This is a genomic window from Acidovorax sp., from assembly GCF_046339755.1.
GTDB lineage: Bacteria > Pseudomonadota > Gammaproteobacteria > Burkholderiales > Burkholderiaceae_C > Acidovorax.
Window position 1 is genome coordinate 11,121 of sequence record NZ_JBKDTZ010000313.1, and the last position, 18,473, is coordinate 29,593.

Consider the following 18,473-nt stretch of genomic DNA (forward strand, 5'->3'; position numbering starts at 1 on the left):
CCAGCCAAGTTTGCGCTTGGAGGTGCAAAAAGGCCTTAAAACACGGGAAGCCCGGGGGCGTGCGCCCCATTGCGGGGCAACCGGCACCATGCTGAAGCGCTGCGAGATGGAGCGGGGTGTGCCGTTGCAGGGGCGGCGGATCCAGGCCCGATTGCCGGGGGCGAAATGCCGCCGCAAGCTGCGCTGGCGCGCCCGCGCGACAGTGGCGTGCGGTGTCTCTGGGCCCGGCGGGCCGTTACACCCCGCGGTCTCGATAGAATCGTGGGTTCTCCCCATAAACCGGGTGGCCGCGCCGCGTGCGCGAGGCCCCTCACTGACCCAGGCCTGTTGCCCTTTTTCGCACATGACCAACCACACCACGCCATCGTTCTCGGTTGCCGACATCCGCAAGTCCTTCCTGGACTTCTTTGCCTCCAAGGGCCACACCATCGTGGCCTCGAGCTCGCTGGTGCCCGGCAACGACCCCACGTTGATGTTCACCAACTCGGGCATGGTGCAGTTCAAGGACGTGTTCCTGGGCACGGACAAGCGCCCCTACAACCGCGCGGTGTCGGTGCAGGCCTGCCTGCGCGCCGGCGGCAAGCACAACGACCTGGAGAACGTGGGCTACACCGCGCGCCACCACACCTTCTTCGAGATGCTGGGCAACTGGAGCTTCGGCGACTACTTCAAGCGCGAGTCGCTCAAGTGGGCCTGGGAGCTGCTGACCACCGTCTACAAGCTGCCGCCTGAACGCCTGCTGGCCACTGTGTACCAGGAGGACGACGAGGCCTACGACATCTGGACCAAGGAAATCGGCCTGCCGCCCGAGCGCGTGATCCGCATCGGCGACAACAAGGGCGGCCGCTACAAGTCCGACAACTTCTGGATGATGGCCGACACCGGCCCCTGCGGCCCCTGCAGCGAGATCTTCTACGACCACGGCGACCACATCCCCGGCGGCCCCCCAGGCAGCCCCGATGAAGACGGCGACCGCTTCATCGAGATCTGGAACAACGTGTTCATGCAGTTCGACATGGCCGAGGACGGTTCGGTCACGCCGCTGCCCGCCCCTTGCGTGGATACCGGCATGGGCCTGGAGCGCCTGGCCGCCATCCTGCAGCACGTGCACAGCAACTACGAGATCGACCTGTTCGACGCGCTGATCAAGGCTGCCGGGCGCGAGACCGGCGTGGCCGACCTCAACAACAAGAGCCTGCGCGTGATCGCCGACCACATCCGCGCCACCGCCTTCCTGGTGAGCGACGGCGTGATCCCCAGCAACGACGGCCGCGGCTACGTGCAGCGCCGCATCGTGCGCCGCGCCATCCGCCACGGCTACAAGCTGGGCAAGAAGACCCCGTTCTTCCACAAGCTGGTGGCCGAACTGGTGCGCGTGATGGGCGATGCCTACCCCAAGCTGCGCGAGCAGGAGCAGCGCATCACCGAGGTGCTCAAGGCCGAGGAAGAACGCTTCTTCGAGACCCTGGCCAACGGCATGGAAATCCTCGATTCGGCGCTGGCCGGTGGCGCCAAGGTGCTGCCCGGCGACGTGGCCTTCAAGCTGCACGACACCTATGGCTTCCCGCTGGACCTGACCAACGACGTGTGCCGCGAGCGCGATGTCGAAGTGGACGAGGCCGGCTTCAAGGTCGCCATGGAAAAGCAGAAGGCCCAGGCCCGCGCTGCCGGCAAGTTCAAGATGGACAAGGCCCTGGACTACACCGGCGAGGTGAACCGCTTCACGGGCTACGAGCAACTGGCCGAAACCGCCAAGATCACCGCCATCTATGTGGACGGCACCAGCACCGCTGCCCTCAAGGCCGGCCAGGATGGCGTGGTGGTGCTCGACACCACCCCCTTCTATGCCGAAAGCGGCGGCCAGGTGGGCGACCAGGGTGTCATCACCAGCGGCTCGGCCCGCTTTGCGGTGGGCGACACGCTCAAGGTCAAGGCCGACGTGTATGGCCACCACGGCACCCTGGAAGAGGGCACGCTGAACGTGGGCGACACCGTGCAGGCCGAGGTCAACACGGCCCTGCGCGCCGCCACGGTGCGCAACCACTCGGCCACCCACCTGATGCACAAGGCCCTGCGCGAAGTGCTGGGCAGCCACGTGCAGCAAAAGGGCAGCCTGGTGAACGCCGAGCGCACGCGCTTCGACTTTGCCCACAACGCCCCCGTGACCGACGCCCAGGTGCGCGAGATCGAACGCCTGGTGAACGAAGAAGTGCTGGCCAACGTGCCCACCCAGGCCCGCGTGATGGACATTGAGTCGGCCCAGAAGACCGGCGCCATGATGCTTTTTGGCGAGAAGTACGGCGTGACCGTGCGCGTGCTCGACATCGGCACCAGCCGCGAGCTGTGCGGTGGCACGCATGTGCAGCGCACGGGCGACATCGGCCTGTTCAAGGTGGTGGCCGAAGGTGGCGTGGCCGCCGGCGTGCGCCGCATCGAGGCGGTGACCGGCACCAACGCGCTGGCCTACCTGCAGCAGCTCGAAGACACCGTGACCCAGGCGGCCGGCAGCTTCAAGACCCCGGTGGCCGAACTCAACAGCCGCATCGGCCAGACCCTGGACAGCGTCAAGGCTCTGGAAAAGGAAATCGCCGCGCTCAAGGGCAAGCTGGCATCGAGCCAGGGCGACGAGCTGGTGAACCAGGCCGTGGACATCAACGGCATCAAGGTGCTGGCAGCGGCCTTGCCCGGTGCCGATGCCAAGACCCTGCGCGACACCATGGACAAGCTCAAGGACAAGCTCAAGACCGCTGCCATCGTGCTGGCCGCCGTGGACGGCGACAAGGTGCAGATCGCTGCCGGCGTCACGGCCGACAGCGTGGGCAAGGTCAAGGCCGGCGAGCTGGTCAACTTCGTGGCCCAGCAGGTCGGCGGCAAGGGCGGCGGCAAGCCCGACATGGCCATGGCCGGCGGCACCAACGCAGCTGGCGTGCCGGCTGCGCTGGCCAGCGTCGAAGCCTGGGTGCGCGAACGCGCCTGAGGCCACGGGCCCGGGCCAGGCACGGAGGAAAGCAGGCACATCGGATGGGCCGTACCGTGCTGACCACCATTGCAGCATCGCACGCCTGGCGTGCGGGCGCATGGGGGCTTCTGGGCCTTTTGTGGCTGGCGTCGGCGCGGGCGCAAGTGCCAGCGCAGGCACCGATGCAGGTGCCGGACGCTGTCGAGCGCGTGCAGTTCGAGGTGCCTGCCGGTGATTCAGGCAGCAAGGTGACCCTGCAGGCCTGGTGGTACCGCCCACCGGCTGCGCTGGCCCCGGCAACGGGCAAGGACGGCGCCAAGCCCCTTTTACCTGCCGTGCTGCTGCTGCACGGCTGCGGCGGCATGCTCAACCGGCGCGGCCAGCCGGCCGAACGCATGCGCGAGTATGCAACCCTGCTCAACGAGCAGGGCTGGCATGCGCTGGCGGTGGATTCACTGACACCGCGCGGCGAAAAAGAGCTGTGCACCCAGCGCATCGGCACGCGCAAGATCAACCAGAACGACCGGCGGCGCGATGCCCTGGCCGCCCTGCAGTGGCTCGCTGCCCAGCCGGGCGTGGATGGGCAGCGTCTGGCGCTGCTGGGCTGGTCGCACGGCGGCAGTGCCGTGCTGGCCGCGAGCAACCTGCGCCATGCCGACGTGGCCGCCGCCAAGGTGCTGCCGCGCCTCTCGGTGGCCTTCTACCCGGGCTGTGGCTCCGACCTGCGCGGTGGCTACCGGCCGGCAACCGACACGCTGATGCTGGTGGGCAAGGCGGACGACTGGACTCCCGCCGCACCGTGCCAGGCCTTGGCCGCACGGCGTGGCGATACCCCGGGCAGCCGCGAGGTGCGGGTCGTGGCCTATGAGGGCGCCTACCACGGCTTCGATGGCACCGTGCCCCTGCGCCTGCGCACCGATGTGCCCAACGGGGTCTACCCTGGGCAGGGCGTGCATGTGGGCGGCCACCCGGTGGCGCGCGAGCAATCGCGCAAGGAGCTGCTGGCGGCGCTGAACAAGGCGTTTGGCCGCTGAAGGCCGGCCGCAGGCCAGCCTTCAGGGTCAGAACAATTCGACGTCGTCGTTGGCAACCTTGGCCGCCAGGTGCCCGCCGGCCACCAGGTCTTCGTAGAAACAGACCTGGTTGCGGCCATGCTCCTTGGCATAGTAGAGCGCCTGGTCGGCCTGACCCAGGATCTCGACCGGTGAGCCGCGCGCGGTGCCGACGAAGCCCAGGCTCACCGTCACCCGGCCCACCTGCGGAAAGTCGTACTCCTGCACGGTCTCGCGGACGCGGTTGAACACCTTGTGCGCACGCGCCAGCGTGATGTTGCGCAGCAGCACCACGAACTCTTCGCCGCCGAAGCGGAAGATCCGGTCGTGCGAGCGGAACGAGCTGCGCAGGATGTTGGCGATCAGGATCAGCACCTCGTCGCCATAAAGGTGGCCAAAGCGGTCGTTGACCAGCTTGAAGTGGTCGATGTCCACCACGGCCAGCCAGTTCTGCGCGGGCTCGCTTTCGGCGGCCACTTCTTCATTGACCAGTGCTTCCGCGCTCTGGGGGCGGTTGCTGCTCAGGCCGCTGGCGGCATTGCGCGAGAACTGCTCATCGAAGGTCTTGCGGTTGAACAGGCCGGTCAGCGCGTCGCGCTCGCTGTAGTCCAGCAGGTTCTGGTAGTTCTGGTAGACCAGAAACACGCCCTTGATCACCTCGAGCTTGTGGGCCGAGAAGGGGCGCGACTGCGTGATCTCCAGGCAGGTGCTGACCTTTTCGTGCATCCACACAGGCAGCCAGAGCGTGTGGCGCCCGGGCCGGTGCGCCAGGGCGCTGTCGCCCTGGCTCTTCACGCACTCGCACAGCTCGGGGTACTGCTCCAGCAGCTCGCGCCGCGCGTCGGCAGCGGCCTCGGAATCGGTGGACACCAGCTGCCCTTCCTCTACCCAGGTGCGCGGGCGCACGTGTGCCACGCCCTTGTCGGTGAACAGCTCCAGCGCCCGGACCGCCTTGATGCCGCTGAGCTTTTGCAGGGTGGAGAGCACCGACACCTCCAGCCGCAGATGGTCGCGGTGGCCGGTCATTTCAACCAGGTGTTGCAGGATGGGCTTCATAGGCGGGGTGGTGGCGGTCCGGTGGGTGGGGCGGCGCTAGGAGCGCCGCACGAACACGAGGTCCCAGACGCCATGCCCGAGGCGCAGTCCGCGCTTCTCGAACTTGGTCAGCGGGCGGTAGTCCGGCTGCGGCGCAAAACCGCTGGCGCTGTTGGCCAGCAGGGGCTCGGCGCCCAGCACTTCCAGCATCTGCTGGGCGTAGGGGTCCCAGTCGGTGGCGCAGTGCAGGTAGCCGCCGGGCTTGAGCCGGGCGGCGAGCTTGGCCACCAGCGGCGGCTGGATCAGCCGGCGCTTGTTGTGTTTGGTCTTGTGCCAGGGGTCGGGAAAGAAGATGTGCACGCCATCGAGGCTGGCCAGTGCCAGCATGTGGTCGATGACTTCCACGGCATCGTGCTGCAGGATGCGGATGTTGCCGATCTCCTGCTCGCCGATGCGCTTGAGCAGGGCGCCCACGCCGGGCTCGTGCACTTCGCAGCACAGAAAATTGTCGTCAGGGCGCACGCGCGCGATGTGGGCCGTGGCTTCGCCCATGCCGAAGCCGATCTCCAGGATCAGCGGGGCGGTGCGGCCAAAGGCGGCGGGTGCGTCGAGCGCGGCGGAGGTGTAGGGCAGCACGAAGCGCGGGCCCAGGTCCTCGAAGGCCTTGGCCTGGCCCGTGGTGGTGCGGCCGGCACGGCGCACGAAGCTCTTGATGGTCTTGGGGTGGGTCACACCGGCGGGAACGGCGCCGTCGCCGGGTTGCCGCGGCGCCTTGGCCGCGGGGGCCGCGTTGTCAGCGGCAGGGGAAATGGATGGCAGTTCGGTCACGATGGGCCATTGTAGTTTCTGAACCACGCTGCAGCCCATTGCGCCAGCGCATCCCCGGTGCAAGTGTTGTGCGGATGTGCCAGTGCCGGCAGCCCCAGGGCCCGTGCAGCCTGCTCCAGTGCCCGCAGGGGGTTGCCGAGGTCCAGGGCCTGGGCGCCATTCTGCTTGGACAGCTTCTCGCCGTTCTCACCGCGGACCAGAGGGGTATGCAGGTACTGCGGCGTGGGCACGCCGAGCGCGCGCTGCAGCAGGATCTGGCGCGGCGTGTTGTCGGCTAGGTCTTCGCCGCGCACGATGTGGGTGATGCCCTGGGCGGCGTCATCGACCACCACGGCCAGCTGGTAGGCCCACAGGCCATCGGCGCGGCGCAGCACGAAGTCGCCGATGTCGCTGGCCACATCCTGCTGCTGGGCGCCCAGGCGCCGGTCGGTCCAGTCCGTCGGCGGCAGGCCCGCCGGCACGCGAAAGCGCCAGGAGCGGCCGGTGCGCCCGTGCAGGCCATTGCGGCAGGTGCCGGGATAGGGCAGGGCGGCATGGCGCTCGCGCGCATGGCCGAGCGCCAGCTGGGCCTCCTCGATGTCCTTGCGCGAGCAGGCGCAGGGGTAGGCATGGCCTTGCGCGATCAGGCGCTCCAGCGCCTGCTGGTAGGCGGCGCCGCGCGCGGACTGCCACAGCGGCGGTTCGTCGGGCACCAGCCCGCAGGCGGCCAGCTGCCGCAGGATGAACGCGTCCGCGCCCGGGATGCAGCGCGGGGTGTCCACATCTTCGATGCGCACCAGCCAGCGGCCGCCCGCGGCACGGGCATCGAGCCAGCTGGCCAGGGCGGCGACGAGCGAGCCGGCGTGCAGCGGCCCGGTGGGAGAGGGCGCGAACCGTCCAGTGTAGGCCGCGCTTGGCGTCATGCCACGGCCAGGGCCAGCTCCAGCCCGGACACGAAGGCATCTTCCAGGCGGTGGCCCAGGCACCAGTCGCCACAGGCGCCCAGGCCCAGCTGCGCGTCCCACAGGTGGCTGCGGCCCAGGGGGTGCGTTGTCTGTGCGTAGCGCCAGCGGCGCGTGTCGGCATGGGCCGGCTCGGCGCGGATGCCGGTCACCTCGGCAAAGGCCTTGATCAGCTTGGCCTGCACGCGTTCGGCATCGTCTTCGAGGTGCTCGGCCGACCAGGCCGGGCTGGCCTGCACGGTCCAGCGCTCCACGCTGGGGCGGCCGGGCTTGGAGGATTCGCGCGCCAGCCAGGCAATGCGGTGGTGCGTGCTGCGTGCGGCATTCCACTGCGGGCCCAGCGTGGTCAGGCCCGGGCGCACGGCCTGCGGGTAGGCCAGCATCAGGGTCCAGCACGGGGCGATGGCCACGCTGGACAGGGCCTCGGACAGGCTGCTGTCGATGGCCGAGGTGGACAGCAGGGCCTGCGCCGGTGTGGCGGGCTGGGCCAGCAGCACGGCGTCGAAGCCGGCGTACACATGCTGGCCGCCGTCGGGGCCTTCGGTGCGCAGTTGCCAGCCGCTGGTGTTCAGGGCGTCGTGCTCGATGCGCGTGACGCGGGTGTGGGTGATCAGCCGGCCGGCCTGGGCCAGCGGCTCGGCCCAGGCCGCGACCAGCGATTGCATGCCGGGGCTGGCGACCCAGTGGGCCTCGCGCGTGGGCAGGCCGGCGGCGGTCACGCGGCCGGCGGCGTCCAGCACGCGCACGGAATTGGCGCTCCAGCGCTTGCACAGGCCGGGCACGGTGTCGATGGCGCGTGCAAAGCGCGCATCGCGCACGGTGAAGTACTGCACGCCGGCATCGAAGCCGCCGAAGGGCGAGTCGATGGTGGTCGTGCGTCCGCCCGCGGCGGAGGATTTTTCGAAGACGGTGACCTGGTGGCCGACCTGCACCAGGGTGCGGGCGCAGGCAATGCCGGCCATGCCGGCACCGATGATGGCGAAATGGCGGGGGGCCTTGGCGCTACCGGCCGTTGCGCGTGGTGAGGCCGGTGCCGCAGCCGTTGCAGCTGCAGGGCGTCGGGGCCGTTTGGCAGGGCGGGAAACAGGTTTGCTCATGGGAGGCCTTTCGGGAACGGTTGGCTGAAAAACTCCGACATGGACCACTCTACACGCGTGGCGTGGTGCCGCGCATCAGAAATGATGGTGGTTTTCCAGCAGAGCGCGCCGCGTGGCGGGGCTTTGCAGCTGGTTCAGCCACCACTGCAGCGCGCGGCCCGGCGCGGTGAAACCCGGGCCGCCCCAGGCATAGTTCACGCGCACCAGGCGTTCAGGCCGGGCCACCTTGCGTGCCACCAGGCGCCCGGCCTCCAGGTAGGGCCGCACCATGGGCTCGGGCAGAAAGCCGCCACCCAGGCCGCGCAACTGGGCGCGGATCTTGGCCTGCATGGTGTCCACCGTGAACACGTCCTGCCCGCCCAGCAGGCCCATGGTGGCGCCGCCGCGCAGGGCCGAGTCGGCCACGGCGACGGCGCGGTGCTGCAGCAAGGTGGCATCGGTGATCGGCTCGGGCTCCTTGGCCAGGGGGTGGTGCGGCGCCACCACGAAGATGAACAGCATGTCGCCCAGCGGCGCCTGCTGCAGCCCGGCCACGCTGGAGCCGGCAATCGTGACGCCGATGGCCAGGTCCGCCCGGCCCGAGGTCAGGGCCTCCAGCGTGCCGGTCATGATGCCGTCGCGCAGCTTCAGGCGCGTGGGCGGCGCCATGGCGTAGAACGCATCCACCAGCTCCATCATGGTGTGCGGTGAAATCGCGCCATCGACCGACAGCGTGAGCTGCGGCTCCCAGCCCGTGGCCACGCGGCGCACGCGGTGCGAGACGGCGTCGATCTCCTGCAGCAGGCGCGCGCCCTCGCGCAGCAGTTCGGCGCCCGCTTCGGTGGGGCGTGCCTGGCGCGCGCTGCGGTCGAACAGCAGCACGTCCAGCGCATCCTCGATCTGGCGCACGCGGTAGGTCAGGGCGCTGGGCACCAGGCCGAGCTGGCGCGCTGCGGCGGCAAAGCTGCCGGCCTCGGCGATCACCTGCAGCATGGCCAGGCTGTCGGGGGTCAGCACATCGCGTGGGTTTTGCATGGTGGCACCATGGTAATTCAATTTTTTTGAATCATGCCATCAATATGCCAGCCCCTGGCGCGCAGGGCGCAGGCCTACAGTCGAGTCTTGAAAGGGGCACACACCATGCTGACTGTTCGCAAATCCCAAGACCGAGGCCACGCCGACCATGGCTGGCTGCAGTCCTACCACAGCTTCTCGTTCGCGGGCTACCACGACCCCGAGCACATGGGCTTCGGCAACCTGCGTGTCATCAATGAGGACCGTATCGCACCGGGCATGGGCTTCGGCACCCATGGCCACCGCGACATGGAGATCATCAGCTACGTGCTGTCGGGCGAACTGGCCCACAAGGACAGCATGGGCAACATCAAGGGCATTCCGCCCGGCGACGTGCAGCGCATGAGCGCCGGCACCGGCGTGCAGCACAGCGAGTTCAACCACGCCCAGGGCCAGACCACGCATTTCCTGCAGATCTGGCTGCTGCCCGATGTGCAGGGCATTGCTCCGGGCTACGAACAAAAGACCTTTACCGATGCCGAAAAGCGCGGCACGCTGCGGCGTGTGGCATCGCCCGATGGTGCCGAGGGCTCCGTCAAGGTGAACGCCGACGCCACGCTCTATGCGGGCCTGTTCGACGGGGCCGAGTCGGCGCACCTGGCGCTCGACCCCGCACGCAAGGCCTATGTGCACCTGGTGCGCGGCAGCCTCAAGGCCAATGGCCAGGCGCTGTCGGCCGGGGATGCCGCGCTGATCGAGCGGGAGACGGCCCTGGCGCTGAGCGATGGTCAGGACGCCGAAGTGCTGGTGTTCGATCTGGCCCCTTGACCCCCTGCCACCGTCCATTCACCATCATTTCCACCCGTCACTGAAAGAGTCCACCATGTTCAATTCCCTGCAAAACCCACTGGCCCTGGCCTCGCGCCTGCTGCTGGCCGCCCTGTTCCTGCCCGCCGGCATCGGCAAGCTCACCGGCTTTGCCGGCACCGTGGGCTACATCAGCTCCGTGGGCCTGCCCATGCCCACCGTGGCGGCCGCCATTGCCGCTGCCGTGGAGGTGCTGGGCAGCCTGGCGCTGATCTTCGGCTTCGGCACGCGCTTTGCCGCCCTGGCGCTGGCGGTCTTCACGCTGGTGGCGAGCTTCTTCTTCCACGCCTACTGGTCGCTGCCGGCCGACAAACAGATGATGCAGCAGCTGATGTTCTTCAAGAACGTGGGCGTCGTGGGCGGCCTGCTGGCCCTGGCGGCCTTCGGTGCCGGCGGCTGGAGCCTGGACGCGCGCCGGTCTTCCCGCTGAGGTCACCATCCTGCGGCATGATGGCGGTTTCAGTTTGCAAGGAATCACCGCATGCCGCTGATCGCTGTCGTCTACCACTCGGGTTATGGCCATACCCAGCGCATGGCCCAGGCCGTGGCCCATGGCGCGGGGGCCGAGCTGATCGCCATCGATGCGGATGGCAACCTGCCCGAAGGCGGCTGGGAGGCCCTGGCCGCCGCCGCTGCCATCATCTTCGGCTCCCCTACCTCCCGGGCCGGGCCGCGCTGGCAGGTCACGCGCTTGGCCGACGCCTCGTCCAAGCCCTGGTTCAGCCAGGCCTGGAAGGACAAGCTCTTCGCCGGCTTCACCAACAGCGCGGCGACCAATGGCGACAAGCAGGTCACGCTCGACTACCTGTTCCATCTGGCCATGCAGCATGGTGGCCTGTGGGTGGGGGCGGGCGTGCTGCCTTCCAACTCCAAGGCCGCCACGCGCAATGACGTGAACTGGCTCGGTGCCTACAGCGGCGCCATGGCGCAGTCGCCATCGGATGCATCGGCCGGCGAGATGGCGCCGGGAGACCTGGACACCGGGCGCTTTCTCGGCCAGCGCGTGGCCGGGTTGGCATCCCGATTCAAGGATTGACGAATTACACGCACGCAGGAGCTTCCCACGATGACCTCAGATACCTCTCCCGAAACCGGCCGCAACAGCAGTGTGCTGCGCCTGTCCGGCCACCCCAAGGACCTGGGCGGCGGCTTCACTGTACGGCGCCTGCTGCCGGCCGTGCAGTGCCGCTCGGTCGGGCCTTTCATCTTCTTCGACCATTTCGGCCCGGTGACCGTGGAGCCGGGGGCCGCGCACGATGTGCGCCCCCATCCCCACATCGGCCTGGCGACGGTGACCTACCTGTTCTCCGGCGCCATCATGCACCGCGACAGCCTGGGCTACGTGCAGCAGATCGAGCCCGGCGCCATCAACTGGATGACGGCCGGCAACGGCATCGTGCACTCCGAGCGCCGGCCCGAGTCGCTGGCGGACCAGCCTTATGTCAACCATGGCATCCAGCTGTGGGCGGCACTGCCGGTGGCGGCCGAGGAGGTCGATGCCTCCTTCGTGCACACGCCGGCCGCTGCCATTCCCGAGGTGCGGGTGGGCGATGCGGTGGTGCGTGTGCTCATCGGCACGGCCTTTGGCCAGACCTCGCCGGTGGCCACCTATGCGCCCACCTTGTACCTGGACGTGCAACTGCCCGCCGGTGGCGTGCTGGAGCTGCCGGCCCTGGCGCCGGAAATGGCGCTGTACCCGGTGGACGCCGAGTTGCTGCTCGATGGCGAGCCGCTGCCAGACCACACCCTGGCGGTGCTGCCCGCAGGGGCGGCAGCGCCCGTGCGGCTGCAGGCAGGCGACCGTGCGGTGCGCCTGATGGTCATCGGCGGCGATGCGCTCGACGGCCCGCGCCACATGTGGTGGAACTTCGTCTCCAGCCGCAAGGAGCGCATCGTCCAGGCGGCAGGCGATTGGGAGGCCGGGCGCATGAAGGTGGTGCCCGGCGAGACCGAGTTCATCCCCTTGCCGGAGCACCGCTTCCGCGCGGACTGAGCAAAGGGCCGGTCAGGCCTTTTCTGGCGTGTCGGTCGACAGGTCGGCTGCCAGCACCCGGCGCTCGTCGAAGACGAAGCAGCCGCCGTGGTAGTGGGCTCCATCGGTTTCCTCGAAGTACTTGAGGATGCCGCCTTCGAGCTGGTAGACGTGATTGAGCCCTTCCTCGCGCATGAGGATGGCCGCCTTCTCGCAGCGGATGCCGCCGGTGCAAAAGCTCACCACCGTCTTGTCCGCCAGTTCGGCCTTGTGGGCGCGCAGGGCGGGCGGAAACTCGGTGAACTTGTCGATGCGCCAGTCGATGGCCTTGTCGAAGGTGCCCTCGTCCACCTCGAAGGCATTGCGGGTGTCGAGCGTGACCACCTCGCGACCTTCGTCGTCATGGCCCTGGGCCAGCCAGCGGTGCAGCGTGGCTGGCGTGACGGCCGGAGCCCGGCCGGCACTGGGCTGGATGGTGGGGTGGTCCATGCGGATGATCTCGCGCTTGACCTTGACCAGCATCTTGCGAAACGGCACCGTGTTCGACCAGCTTTCCTTGGGCGCCAGGTCGGCAAAGCGCGCGTCGGTGCGCATGGCGTCGACAAAACCGCGCACGGCCTCGGCCGTGCCCGCCAGGAAGAAGTTGATGCCTTCCCCGGCCAGCAGGATGGTGCCCTTGAGTTGTGCCGCCATGGCACGCTCGTGCAGCAGGTCGCGCAGCGCCTGCGTATCGGGCAGGGGCACGAACTTGTAGCAGGAGATATTGAGGACGTCGTTCACGGCGATGGCCAGGGGTTCACACGCAATAGGGAAGGGGGATCGGTCCGCCAGGCACCGTTCTCCTGGCGGGCGCGCACCAATGGTCGCGCGGTGGCGCGGCGGTTGCCCGCCGCACCGTTCAGACCGTGGGTACCAGCAGCGTGGTCTCGATCTTGTTGGCCAGCTGGGCAATGGCCAGCGACGCCGGGCAGCCCGGCGTGTTGAGCAGCAGCAGCTGGCGGCGCATCACGGCCTCGCGCACGGACGGGTCGGCCGGAATGTCGCCCATGTGGATCAGCCGCACGCCGCGGCCGGTCTCGGTGCTGACGAAGCGGTCCAGCACCTGCTGCAGCTGGCCGGCAATGGCCCGGCCGTCGCCCGGGCGGGCCGCCTGGTTGATCACCATGCGCACATGCTGGCGCTTTTGCTGCATGGCCAGCACCTTGATGGCGGCGTAGGCGTCGGTCAGCGAGGTCGGTTCGGGCGTGGCCACGATCAGCACCTCGGAGGCCAGCGAGATCGAGAACAGCACCACGTCGGAAATACCGGCGCCGGTGTCCAGCAGGATCACGTCGTAATTGGGCGCCAGTGCCTGGATCACGTTCAGGAACTGGTTGCGCACCTCGGGCGTGAGGCGCGAATACTCCACCATGCCCGAGCCGGCCAGCAGCACCGAGAAGCCGCCAGGCGCCTGGATCACGGCGTCTTCGAGCAGCGCCTTGCCGGTGAACACATCGTGCAGGGTGATCTTGGGGTGCAGGTTGAGCACCACGTCCAGGTTGGCCAGGCCCAGGTCGGCGTCGAGCACCAGCACGCGCTGGCCGCGCCGCGTGAGCGCCGCTGCGAGGTTGGCCGAGACGAAGGTCTTACCCACGCCGCCCTTGCCGCTGGTGATGGCGATGATGCGCGCACCGGTGGCCGCCGCGCCGGGTGGGCGGCCGGGCGAGGGTGGGGCGTCGGACGAGGTGGGTGGGGGGGACAGCGCGTCGCTCATCTTCTAACTTTCAGTTGGCGCTGCCTGTTGGGTCCAGCGGGGGCAGGTCGCCCCAGCCCGAGGGCGTGTACAAGGGGCCGAACAACAGGCTCTTTTCTTCGGCACTGACGGTACTGTCGGGTTGCTCTTCGATGCTCACCCGGTTGCGGCCCGACGACTTGGCCTGGTAGAGCTGGTGGTCGGCGCGGTCGGTCCACAGCAGGGTGGTCGAGCGGATCCACTGCAGGGCGAAGGCCCCGCCGATGCTGACCGTGACATTGAGCTCCACGGAGGGCGAAATCCTGACGGGCGTATTGGCCACGGCGCGGCGGATGCGTTCTGCCACCACCTTGCCAAACGCCGCCTGGCAGGCCGGCAGCACCACGGCGAACTCTTCACCGCCATAGCGCGCCAGGGTGTCCATGGGGCGCACGCAGGCGCTCAGGGTGCGTGCCACCGACTGCAGCACCACGTCACCTGCCAGGTGGCCATGGGTGTCGTTGACCGCCTTGAAATGGTCGATGTCCAGCATCAGCAGCAGGGCGGCTTCGCCCGAGCGCGTCACGCGGTCGATCTCGCGCTCGAGCACGGCCCGAAAATGCCGACGGTTGGCCAGCCCGGTGAGGGGGTCCTTGAGCGAAAGCTCGCACAGGCCGTCGATCAGGCCCTGGAGGTAGCGGGACGGCGCTTCGCGTTGCAGCGAAGCTTCGCTGCCCGAAGCCTGCGCCACGAGCGCGTGGGCGATGTCCAGGCGCAGATCGCGCAGGTCTACGAGATGGGAGGCCGCAGAGTCAGACACAAATGGATTAGGCAGAGTTCATTGAGTGTAGCAGCGGATAGGGATTTTAGATGGTTATCGATAGTGCGTAAGGGTTTCATCCCGCCTGGAGGCTAGCCCCCTGGGCCAGCGGCTCGGCGGGGATCTGCTGCAGTGCCAGCAGAGCCTCCGCATCGGTGCGGTACATGCGCAGGCCGGGGCCGTCCTCCAGCAGGCCGGCGCGGCGCAGCACCTGCTCCACGGGCAGCTTCATGCCGCTCACATGCAGCGTGCCGCCGCGGGCCTGCATCGCGGCCCGCAGCGCGGCGAAGGTTTCCACGCCGGTGATGTCGATGCGGTTGATGGGCAGGGCCATGAGGCACAGCTCCGTGATCTCCGGGTGGGAGACCAAGTGGTCGGTCACGTAGCGGTCCAGCGCGCTGGCCGAGCCGAAATCCAGTTCCGCGTCCATGCGCAGCGCCAGCAGGCGGGGCGCCAGCGGCGGCAGCTGCCACAGGTGGCGGTCGCGCAGGCTGCCGTCGGGATGCAGGCCCACCTCGATGATGCGCGGGTGCAGGCGCTGGTACAGAAAGTGGCTCAGGTTCATCACCAGCCCGACCAGCACGCCCCAGTACATGCGCGGCGCGGTGGCCAGGGTCAGCGCAAAGGTCACGCCGGCCATCATGGCCTCGACGCGCGAGATGCGCCACAGGCGCAGCAGGGTGGCGGGCTTGATGAGGCTGGTCACGGCCGTGATCACCACGGCGGCCAGCACCGATTGCGGCACATGGTAGAGCGCCGGCGTGAGCCACAGCAGGACCACCAGCACCAGGGCGATGGCGAACACCGTCGCCCAGCCCGTGCGCGCTCCGGCATACAGGTTGATGGCCGAGCGCGAGAACGAGGCGCTGGTGGCAAAGCTGCCGCACAGCCCGCTGCTGATCTTGGCCAGGCCCTGGCCGATCAGGTCCTGGTTCTCGTTCCAGCGCTCGCCCGAGCGCTGGCTCTCCACCTTGGCGCTGGAGGCGGTTTCGAGAAAGCTCACCAGCGTGACCACCAGCACCGGCATCACCAGGGCGGAAAACTGCGACCAGGACAGCAGGCCGGGCCAGTACAGCGAGGGCAGCCCCTCGGGCAGGGTGCCCACCACGTTGCCGCCGCCGTCGGCATAGCCGAGCGCCCAGCTCAGCGCCCCGGCCGCGCCCACGACCACGATGGCGGCCGGAAAGTTCGGGCGCCAGCGCCGGGCCAGCACCAGCAGCGCCAGGCTGCCCACGCCGAAGGCCGCAGCCACCAGGTCGAAATGCCCCAGCGACGGGGTGGCCCACAGGGCGCCGAGGTCCGAGCGCAGGCCCGTGAAGGCGCGCAGCTGCGAGGCTAGGATCAGCAGGGCGGCGGCCTGGGTGAAGCCGCTGAGCACCGGCGAGGTCACCAGGTTCAGCAGCCAGCCGAAGCGTGCCACCCCCATCACCAGCTGCAGCAGGCCCGACAGCAGGGCCATCCAGGCCGCCAGGGCCACCCACTGCGCGCTGCCCGGCTCGGCCAGCCCGGTCAGGGAGGCGCCGATCAACAGGCTGGTGAGCGCAGTGGGACCCACGCCCAGCCGGGTGGAGGAACTGAACAGCACCGCCACCAGGGCCGGAATCAGGGAGGCATAGATGCCGGTGACCAGCGGCATGCCGGCCAGCGCGGCATAGGCCACGCCCTGGGGCACCAGCATCAGCCCCACGGTCATGCCGGCGGAAAACTCGCCCTTGAGCAGGTGGCGGTCGGGGCGGGGCCAGGCGAGGAAAGGAAACCAGCGGGACAGTGCGTGCATGGAAGGCATGGCCCCGATTGTCGCCCGCTCCGCAGGCCTGCCTTGCGTCCTACAGCCACTTCGGAGCTCTCCGACCCGTTGTGCGAGCTCCGCCGCCTAAAGTACCAACCATGTTCCCAACCGCAAGGAGTTTTTCCATGAACACCGCACAGACTGCACAGCGTTCCACCCACCGCATCGCCAGCGTGCTGGCCGTCAGCGCCCTGGCGCTGGGCTTGGCTGCTTGCAGCAAGACCGAAGACGCCACCGTGGGCCAGCGCTTGGATTCGGCCGTGGGCCGCACCGAGCAGGCCGCCACCGACGCCCGCATCAAGGCCGAGGCCGCCATGCAGAGCGCTGGCAACAAGATGGAGCAAGGCTCGCAGACCGCGATGGAAAAGATCGATGACGCGACCATCACCGCCCAGGTGTCCGCCGGCCTGGCCAAGGACCCTGACCTGAGCGCCATCAAGATCAACGTGGACACCGTGAACGGTTCCGTGACGCTCAACGGCCCGGCCACCACCCCGGCTGCCAAGGAGCGTGCAGAAACGATTGCCAGCGCCGTCAAGGGCGTGACCTCGGTCAACAACCAGTTGACCGTGACACCGAGCTAAGGTACGGCCGCACCGGTTGGCGCCCAGTCCCCAAGCTTCCTGGGGATGGCACGCGCACTGATCCGGGATGGACGTTGGATGCCGGTTGGCAGCAAAGCAGTGCTGCCGTCACATTGCGAGGACCGGCCATCCGACAACCGCCCGTACAGGTGATGCGTGGGACGCAAGCCTTCCGTGGCCAGGCCCTGGCCTTTGCCTGCCTCTTCAGTGGGGCCACCGCAAAGGAGTCGCGCCGCGCAAGGGCATGCCCTTGTGCGGCGCGCTACCATTGGCCGCATGCACGATTCCGCTTCCGACATCGCTTCCCGCCTGGTCCACCACGATTACATCCCACCCCCAGGCTTTGAGGCCCCGCAGACGCCGGTCTACAAGGCCTCGACCGTGATCTTCCCCAACGTGGCCGCCATGCGCAGCCGCGAGTGGAAGGACAAGAGCGGCTACACCTACGGCCTGCACGGCACGCCCACCACCTTCATCCTCGAAGAACGCCTGTGCGCCCTGGAAGGCGGCCTGCAATGCCTGCTGGTTCCGAGCGGGCTGGCGGCCATCGCCAATGTGGCGCTGGCCCTGCTCAAGCCCGGCGATGAATTGCTGATCCCCGACAACGTCTATGGCCCAAGCAAGGACCTGATCCACGGCGAGCTGCGCCGCTTCGGCATCACGCACGCGGTCTACGACCCGCTCGATCCGGCCGATCTGGCGGCTCGCATCACGCCCGCCACGCGCCTGGTGTGGCTCGAAGCCGCCGGCTCGGTCACGATGGAGTTCCCCGACCTGTGCGAGCAGGTGCGCATCTGCCGCGCGCGCGGTGTGACCACGGCGCTGGACAACACCTGGGGTGCGGGCCTGGCTTTTGCGCCGTTCGACCTGCTGGGGGATGGCACCCTGGGCGTGGATATTTCCGCGCATGCGCTCACCAAGTACCCCAGCGGCGGCGGTGATGTGCTCATGGGCAGCATCGTCACGCGTGATGAGGCCCTGCACATGAAGCTCAAGCTCACCCACATGCGCCTGGGTCTGGGCGTGGGCGGCAACGATGCCGAGGCGGTGCTGCGCTCGCTGCCCAGCATCGCCCTGCGCTACCGGGCGCACGACCAGGCCGCGCGCAGCCTGGCGCTGTGGCTGCAGCAGCAGCCGGCCATTGCCCAGGTGCTGCACCCGGCGCTGCCGGAATCGCCCGGCCACCTGCATTGGAAGACGCTGTGCGGCGCAGCCTATAGCGGCGCAGGCGGCGCGGCGGGCCTTTTCAGCGTGATGATCGACGCGCGCCACACCCAGGACCAGGTCGACGCCTTCTGCGACGGGTTGCGCCTGTTCAAGCTGGGCTACAGCTGGGGCGGGCCCATGAGCCTGGTCGTGCCCTACGACCTGGCGCGCATGCGTGGCCGGCCCACGGCGCACCTGAAGTCCGGCACGCTGGTGCGCTTTTCCATCGGCCTGGAGGCGGTGGAAGATCTGCGCCAGGATTTGCTGCAGTCCCTTCAGCGGGCCTTTGCCGCCGCTTGACGGTCGCGGGGGTATGTCGGCAAACGCAGGCCTAGCTGTTACAGTGGGTCTCCACTTCAGGAAGCAAACACCTTGGCAACACCCAACTACGGATACGAAAAACGCCAGCGCGAGCTCGCCAAAAAACAGAAGAAAGAAGAGAAGCTGCGTGCCAAATCCCAGCGCAGGCCGGACGACCCGCAGGGTGACCAGCCCGCAGGCGAAAGCGGCGATGGAGCCCAGGGCACTGACCAGCCCTCGGGCGCGCAAGGCGGCTGATCCCCTGGCCTGCGCGTTCTGGGCTGCCGCAGCGCACCCGTTGCAGGCAGGCCCGCAGAGC

18 protein-coding genes are annotated in these 18,473 nt (G+C 68.6%); 9 read left to right on the forward strand and 9 right to left on the reverse strand.

Annotation, left to right across the window (positions count from 1 at the left end):
• Nucleotides 1-343: 343 nt before the first annotated feature.
• Both alaS and ACK59X_RS27115 read left to right on the forward strand, forming a co-directional pair.
• Complete coding sequence (gene alaS / locus ACK59X_RS27110) at nt 344-2,977, forward strand: alanine--tRNA ligase (RefSeq protein WP_409961617.1); 2,634 nt, start codon at nt 344-346, stop codon at nt 2,975-2,977.
• A 44-nt stretch (nt 2,978-3,021) separates the two neighbouring features.
• The gene (locus ACK59X_RS27115) at nt 3,022-3,993 is read left to right on the forward strand and encodes a dienelactone hydrolase family protein (RefSeq protein WP_409961618.1); all 972 of its coding nucleotides are present in this window, start codon (nt 3,022-3,024) and stop codon (nt 3,991-3,993) included.
• Between the two features lie 27 nt (nt 3,994-4,020).
• Here ACK59X_RS27115 and ACK59X_RS27120 read toward each other — a convergent pair whose 3' ends face one another.
• The 5 genes from ACK59X_RS27120 to ACK59X_RS27140 form a co-directional block, all read right to left on the reverse strand.
• Nucleotides 4,021-5,067 carry a GGDEF domain-containing protein gene (locus tag ACK59X_RS27120; protein ID WP_409961619.1) on the reverse strand — a complete coding sequence of 349 codons (1,047 nt, stop codon included), beginning with the start codon at nt 5,065-5,067 and terminating at the stop codon, nt 4,021-4,023.
• A gap of 36 nt (nt 5,068-5,103) precedes the next feature.
• The gene (gene trmB, locus ACK59X_RS27125; protein WP_409961620.1) at nt 5,104-5,913 is read right to left on the reverse strand and encodes a tRNA (guanosine(46)-N7)-methyltransferase TrmB; all 810 of its coding nucleotides are present in this window, start codon (nt 5,911-5,913) and stop codon (nt 5,104-5,106) included.
• Complete coding sequence (gene gluQRS, locus ACK59X_RS27130) at nt 5,871-6,776, reverse strand: tRNA glutamyl-Q(34) synthetase GluQRS (protein WP_409961621.1); 906 nt, start codon at nt 6,774-6,776, stop codon at nt 5,871-5,873. Before gluQRS ends, trmB begins: the two co-directional genes overlap by 43 nt.
• Complete coding sequence (locus ACK59X_RS27135; RefSeq protein ID WP_409961622.1) at nt 6,773-7,912, reverse strand: NAD(P)/FAD-dependent oxidoreductase; 1,140 nt, start codon at nt 7,910-7,912, stop codon at nt 6,773-6,775. The genes gluQRS and ACK59X_RS27135 overlap by 4 nt, the downstream gene beginning before the upstream one ends.
• A 75-nt stretch (nt 7,913-7,987) precedes the next feature.
• Nucleotides 7,988-8,926 (reverse strand): LysR family transcriptional regulator, encoded by a 939-nt coding sequence (locus ACK59X_RS27140; RefSeq protein WP_409961623.1) that lies wholly within the window; start codon nt 8,924-8,926, stop codon nt 7,988-7,990.
• Between the two features lie 105 nt (nt 8,927-9,031).
• On the opposite strand from ACK59X_RS27140, the gene ACK59X_RS27145 reads away from it, so the two are divergent.
• From ACK59X_RS27145 to ACK59X_RS27160, 4 genes are read left to right on the forward strand one after another with little or no spacing between them, the layout of a single operon-like run.
• Entirely contained in the window at nt 9,032-9,733 is a 702-nt protein-coding gene (locus tag ACK59X_RS27145; RefSeq protein WP_409961624.1) for a pirin family protein, read from the forward strand.
• Between the two features lie 55 nt (nt 9,734-9,788).
• A complete protein-coding gene (locus ACK59X_RS27150; RefSeq protein WP_409961625.1) occupies nt 9,789-10,202 on the forward strand; it encodes a DoxX family protein in 414 nt (137 codons plus the stop codon).
• Between the two features lie 51 nt (nt 10,203-10,253).
• Entirely contained in the window at nt 10,254-10,808 is a 555-nt protein-coding gene (locus ACK59X_RS27155; RefSeq protein WP_409961626.1) for a flavodoxin family protein, read from the forward strand.
• Between the two features lie 30 nt (nt 10,809-10,838).
• Nucleotides 10,839-11,765, forward strand: coding sequence for a pirin family protein (locus tag ACK59X_RS27160; protein ID WP_409961627.1), 927 nt, complete (start codon nt 10,839-10,841; stop codon nt 11,763-11,765).
• A 12-nt stretch (nt 11,766-11,777) separates the two neighbouring features.
• Here ACK59X_RS27160 and ACK59X_RS27165 read toward each other — a convergent pair whose 3' ends face one another.
• The 4 genes from ACK59X_RS27165 to ACK59X_RS27180 form a co-directional block, all read right to left on the reverse strand.
• On the reverse strand, nt 11,778-12,524 hold the full coding sequence (locus ACK59X_RS27165; protein WP_409961628.1) for a sulfurtransferase: 747 nt from the start codon (nt 12,522-12,524) through the stop codon (nt 11,778-11,780).
• Nucleotides 12,525-12,642: 118 nt separating this feature from the next.
• Nucleotides 12,643-13,497 carry a MinD/ParA family protein gene (locus tag ACK59X_RS27170; RefSeq protein WP_409961629.1) on the reverse strand — a complete coding sequence of 285 codons (855 nt, stop codon included), beginning with the start codon at nt 13,495-13,497 and terminating at the stop codon, nt 12,643-12,645.
• Between the two features lie 10 nt (nt 13,498-13,507).
• Entirely contained in the window at nt 13,508-14,275 is a 768-nt protein-coding gene (locus tag ACK59X_RS27175; RefSeq protein WP_409961630.1) for a GGDEF domain-containing protein, read from the reverse strand.
• A gap of 76 nt (nt 14,276-14,351) precedes the next feature.
• On the reverse strand, nt 14,352-16,061 hold the full coding sequence (locus ACK59X_RS27180; RefSeq protein WP_409961631.1) for a SulP family inorganic anion transporter: 1,710 nt from the start codon (nt 16,059-16,061) through the stop codon (nt 14,352-14,354).
• A 128-nt stretch (nt 16,062-16,189) separates the two neighbouring features.
• Between ACK59X_RS27180 and ACK59X_RS27185 the strand changes: the two genes are divergently transcribed.
• From ACK59X_RS27185 to ACK59X_RS27195, 3 genes are all read left to right on the forward strand, one after another.
• Entirely contained in the window at nt 16,190-16,648 is a 459-nt protein-coding gene (locus ACK59X_RS27185; protein ID WP_409961632.1) for a BON domain-containing protein, read from the forward strand.
• Between the two features lie 276 nt (nt 16,649-16,924).
• Nucleotides 16,925-18,154: a PLP-dependent transferase gene (locus ACK59X_RS27190; RefSeq protein WP_409961633.1), complete on the forward strand. Its 1,230-nt coding sequence runs from the start codon at nt 16,925-16,927 to the stop codon at nt 18,152-18,154.
• 72 nt (nt 18,155-18,226) lie between these two features.
• On the forward strand, nt 18,227-18,412 hold the full coding sequence (locus tag ACK59X_RS27195; RefSeq protein WP_409961634.1) for a hypothetical protein: 186 nt from the start codon (nt 18,227-18,229) through the stop codon (nt 18,410-18,412).
• The last annotated feature ends 61 nt before the right edge of the window (nt 18,413-18,473 follow it).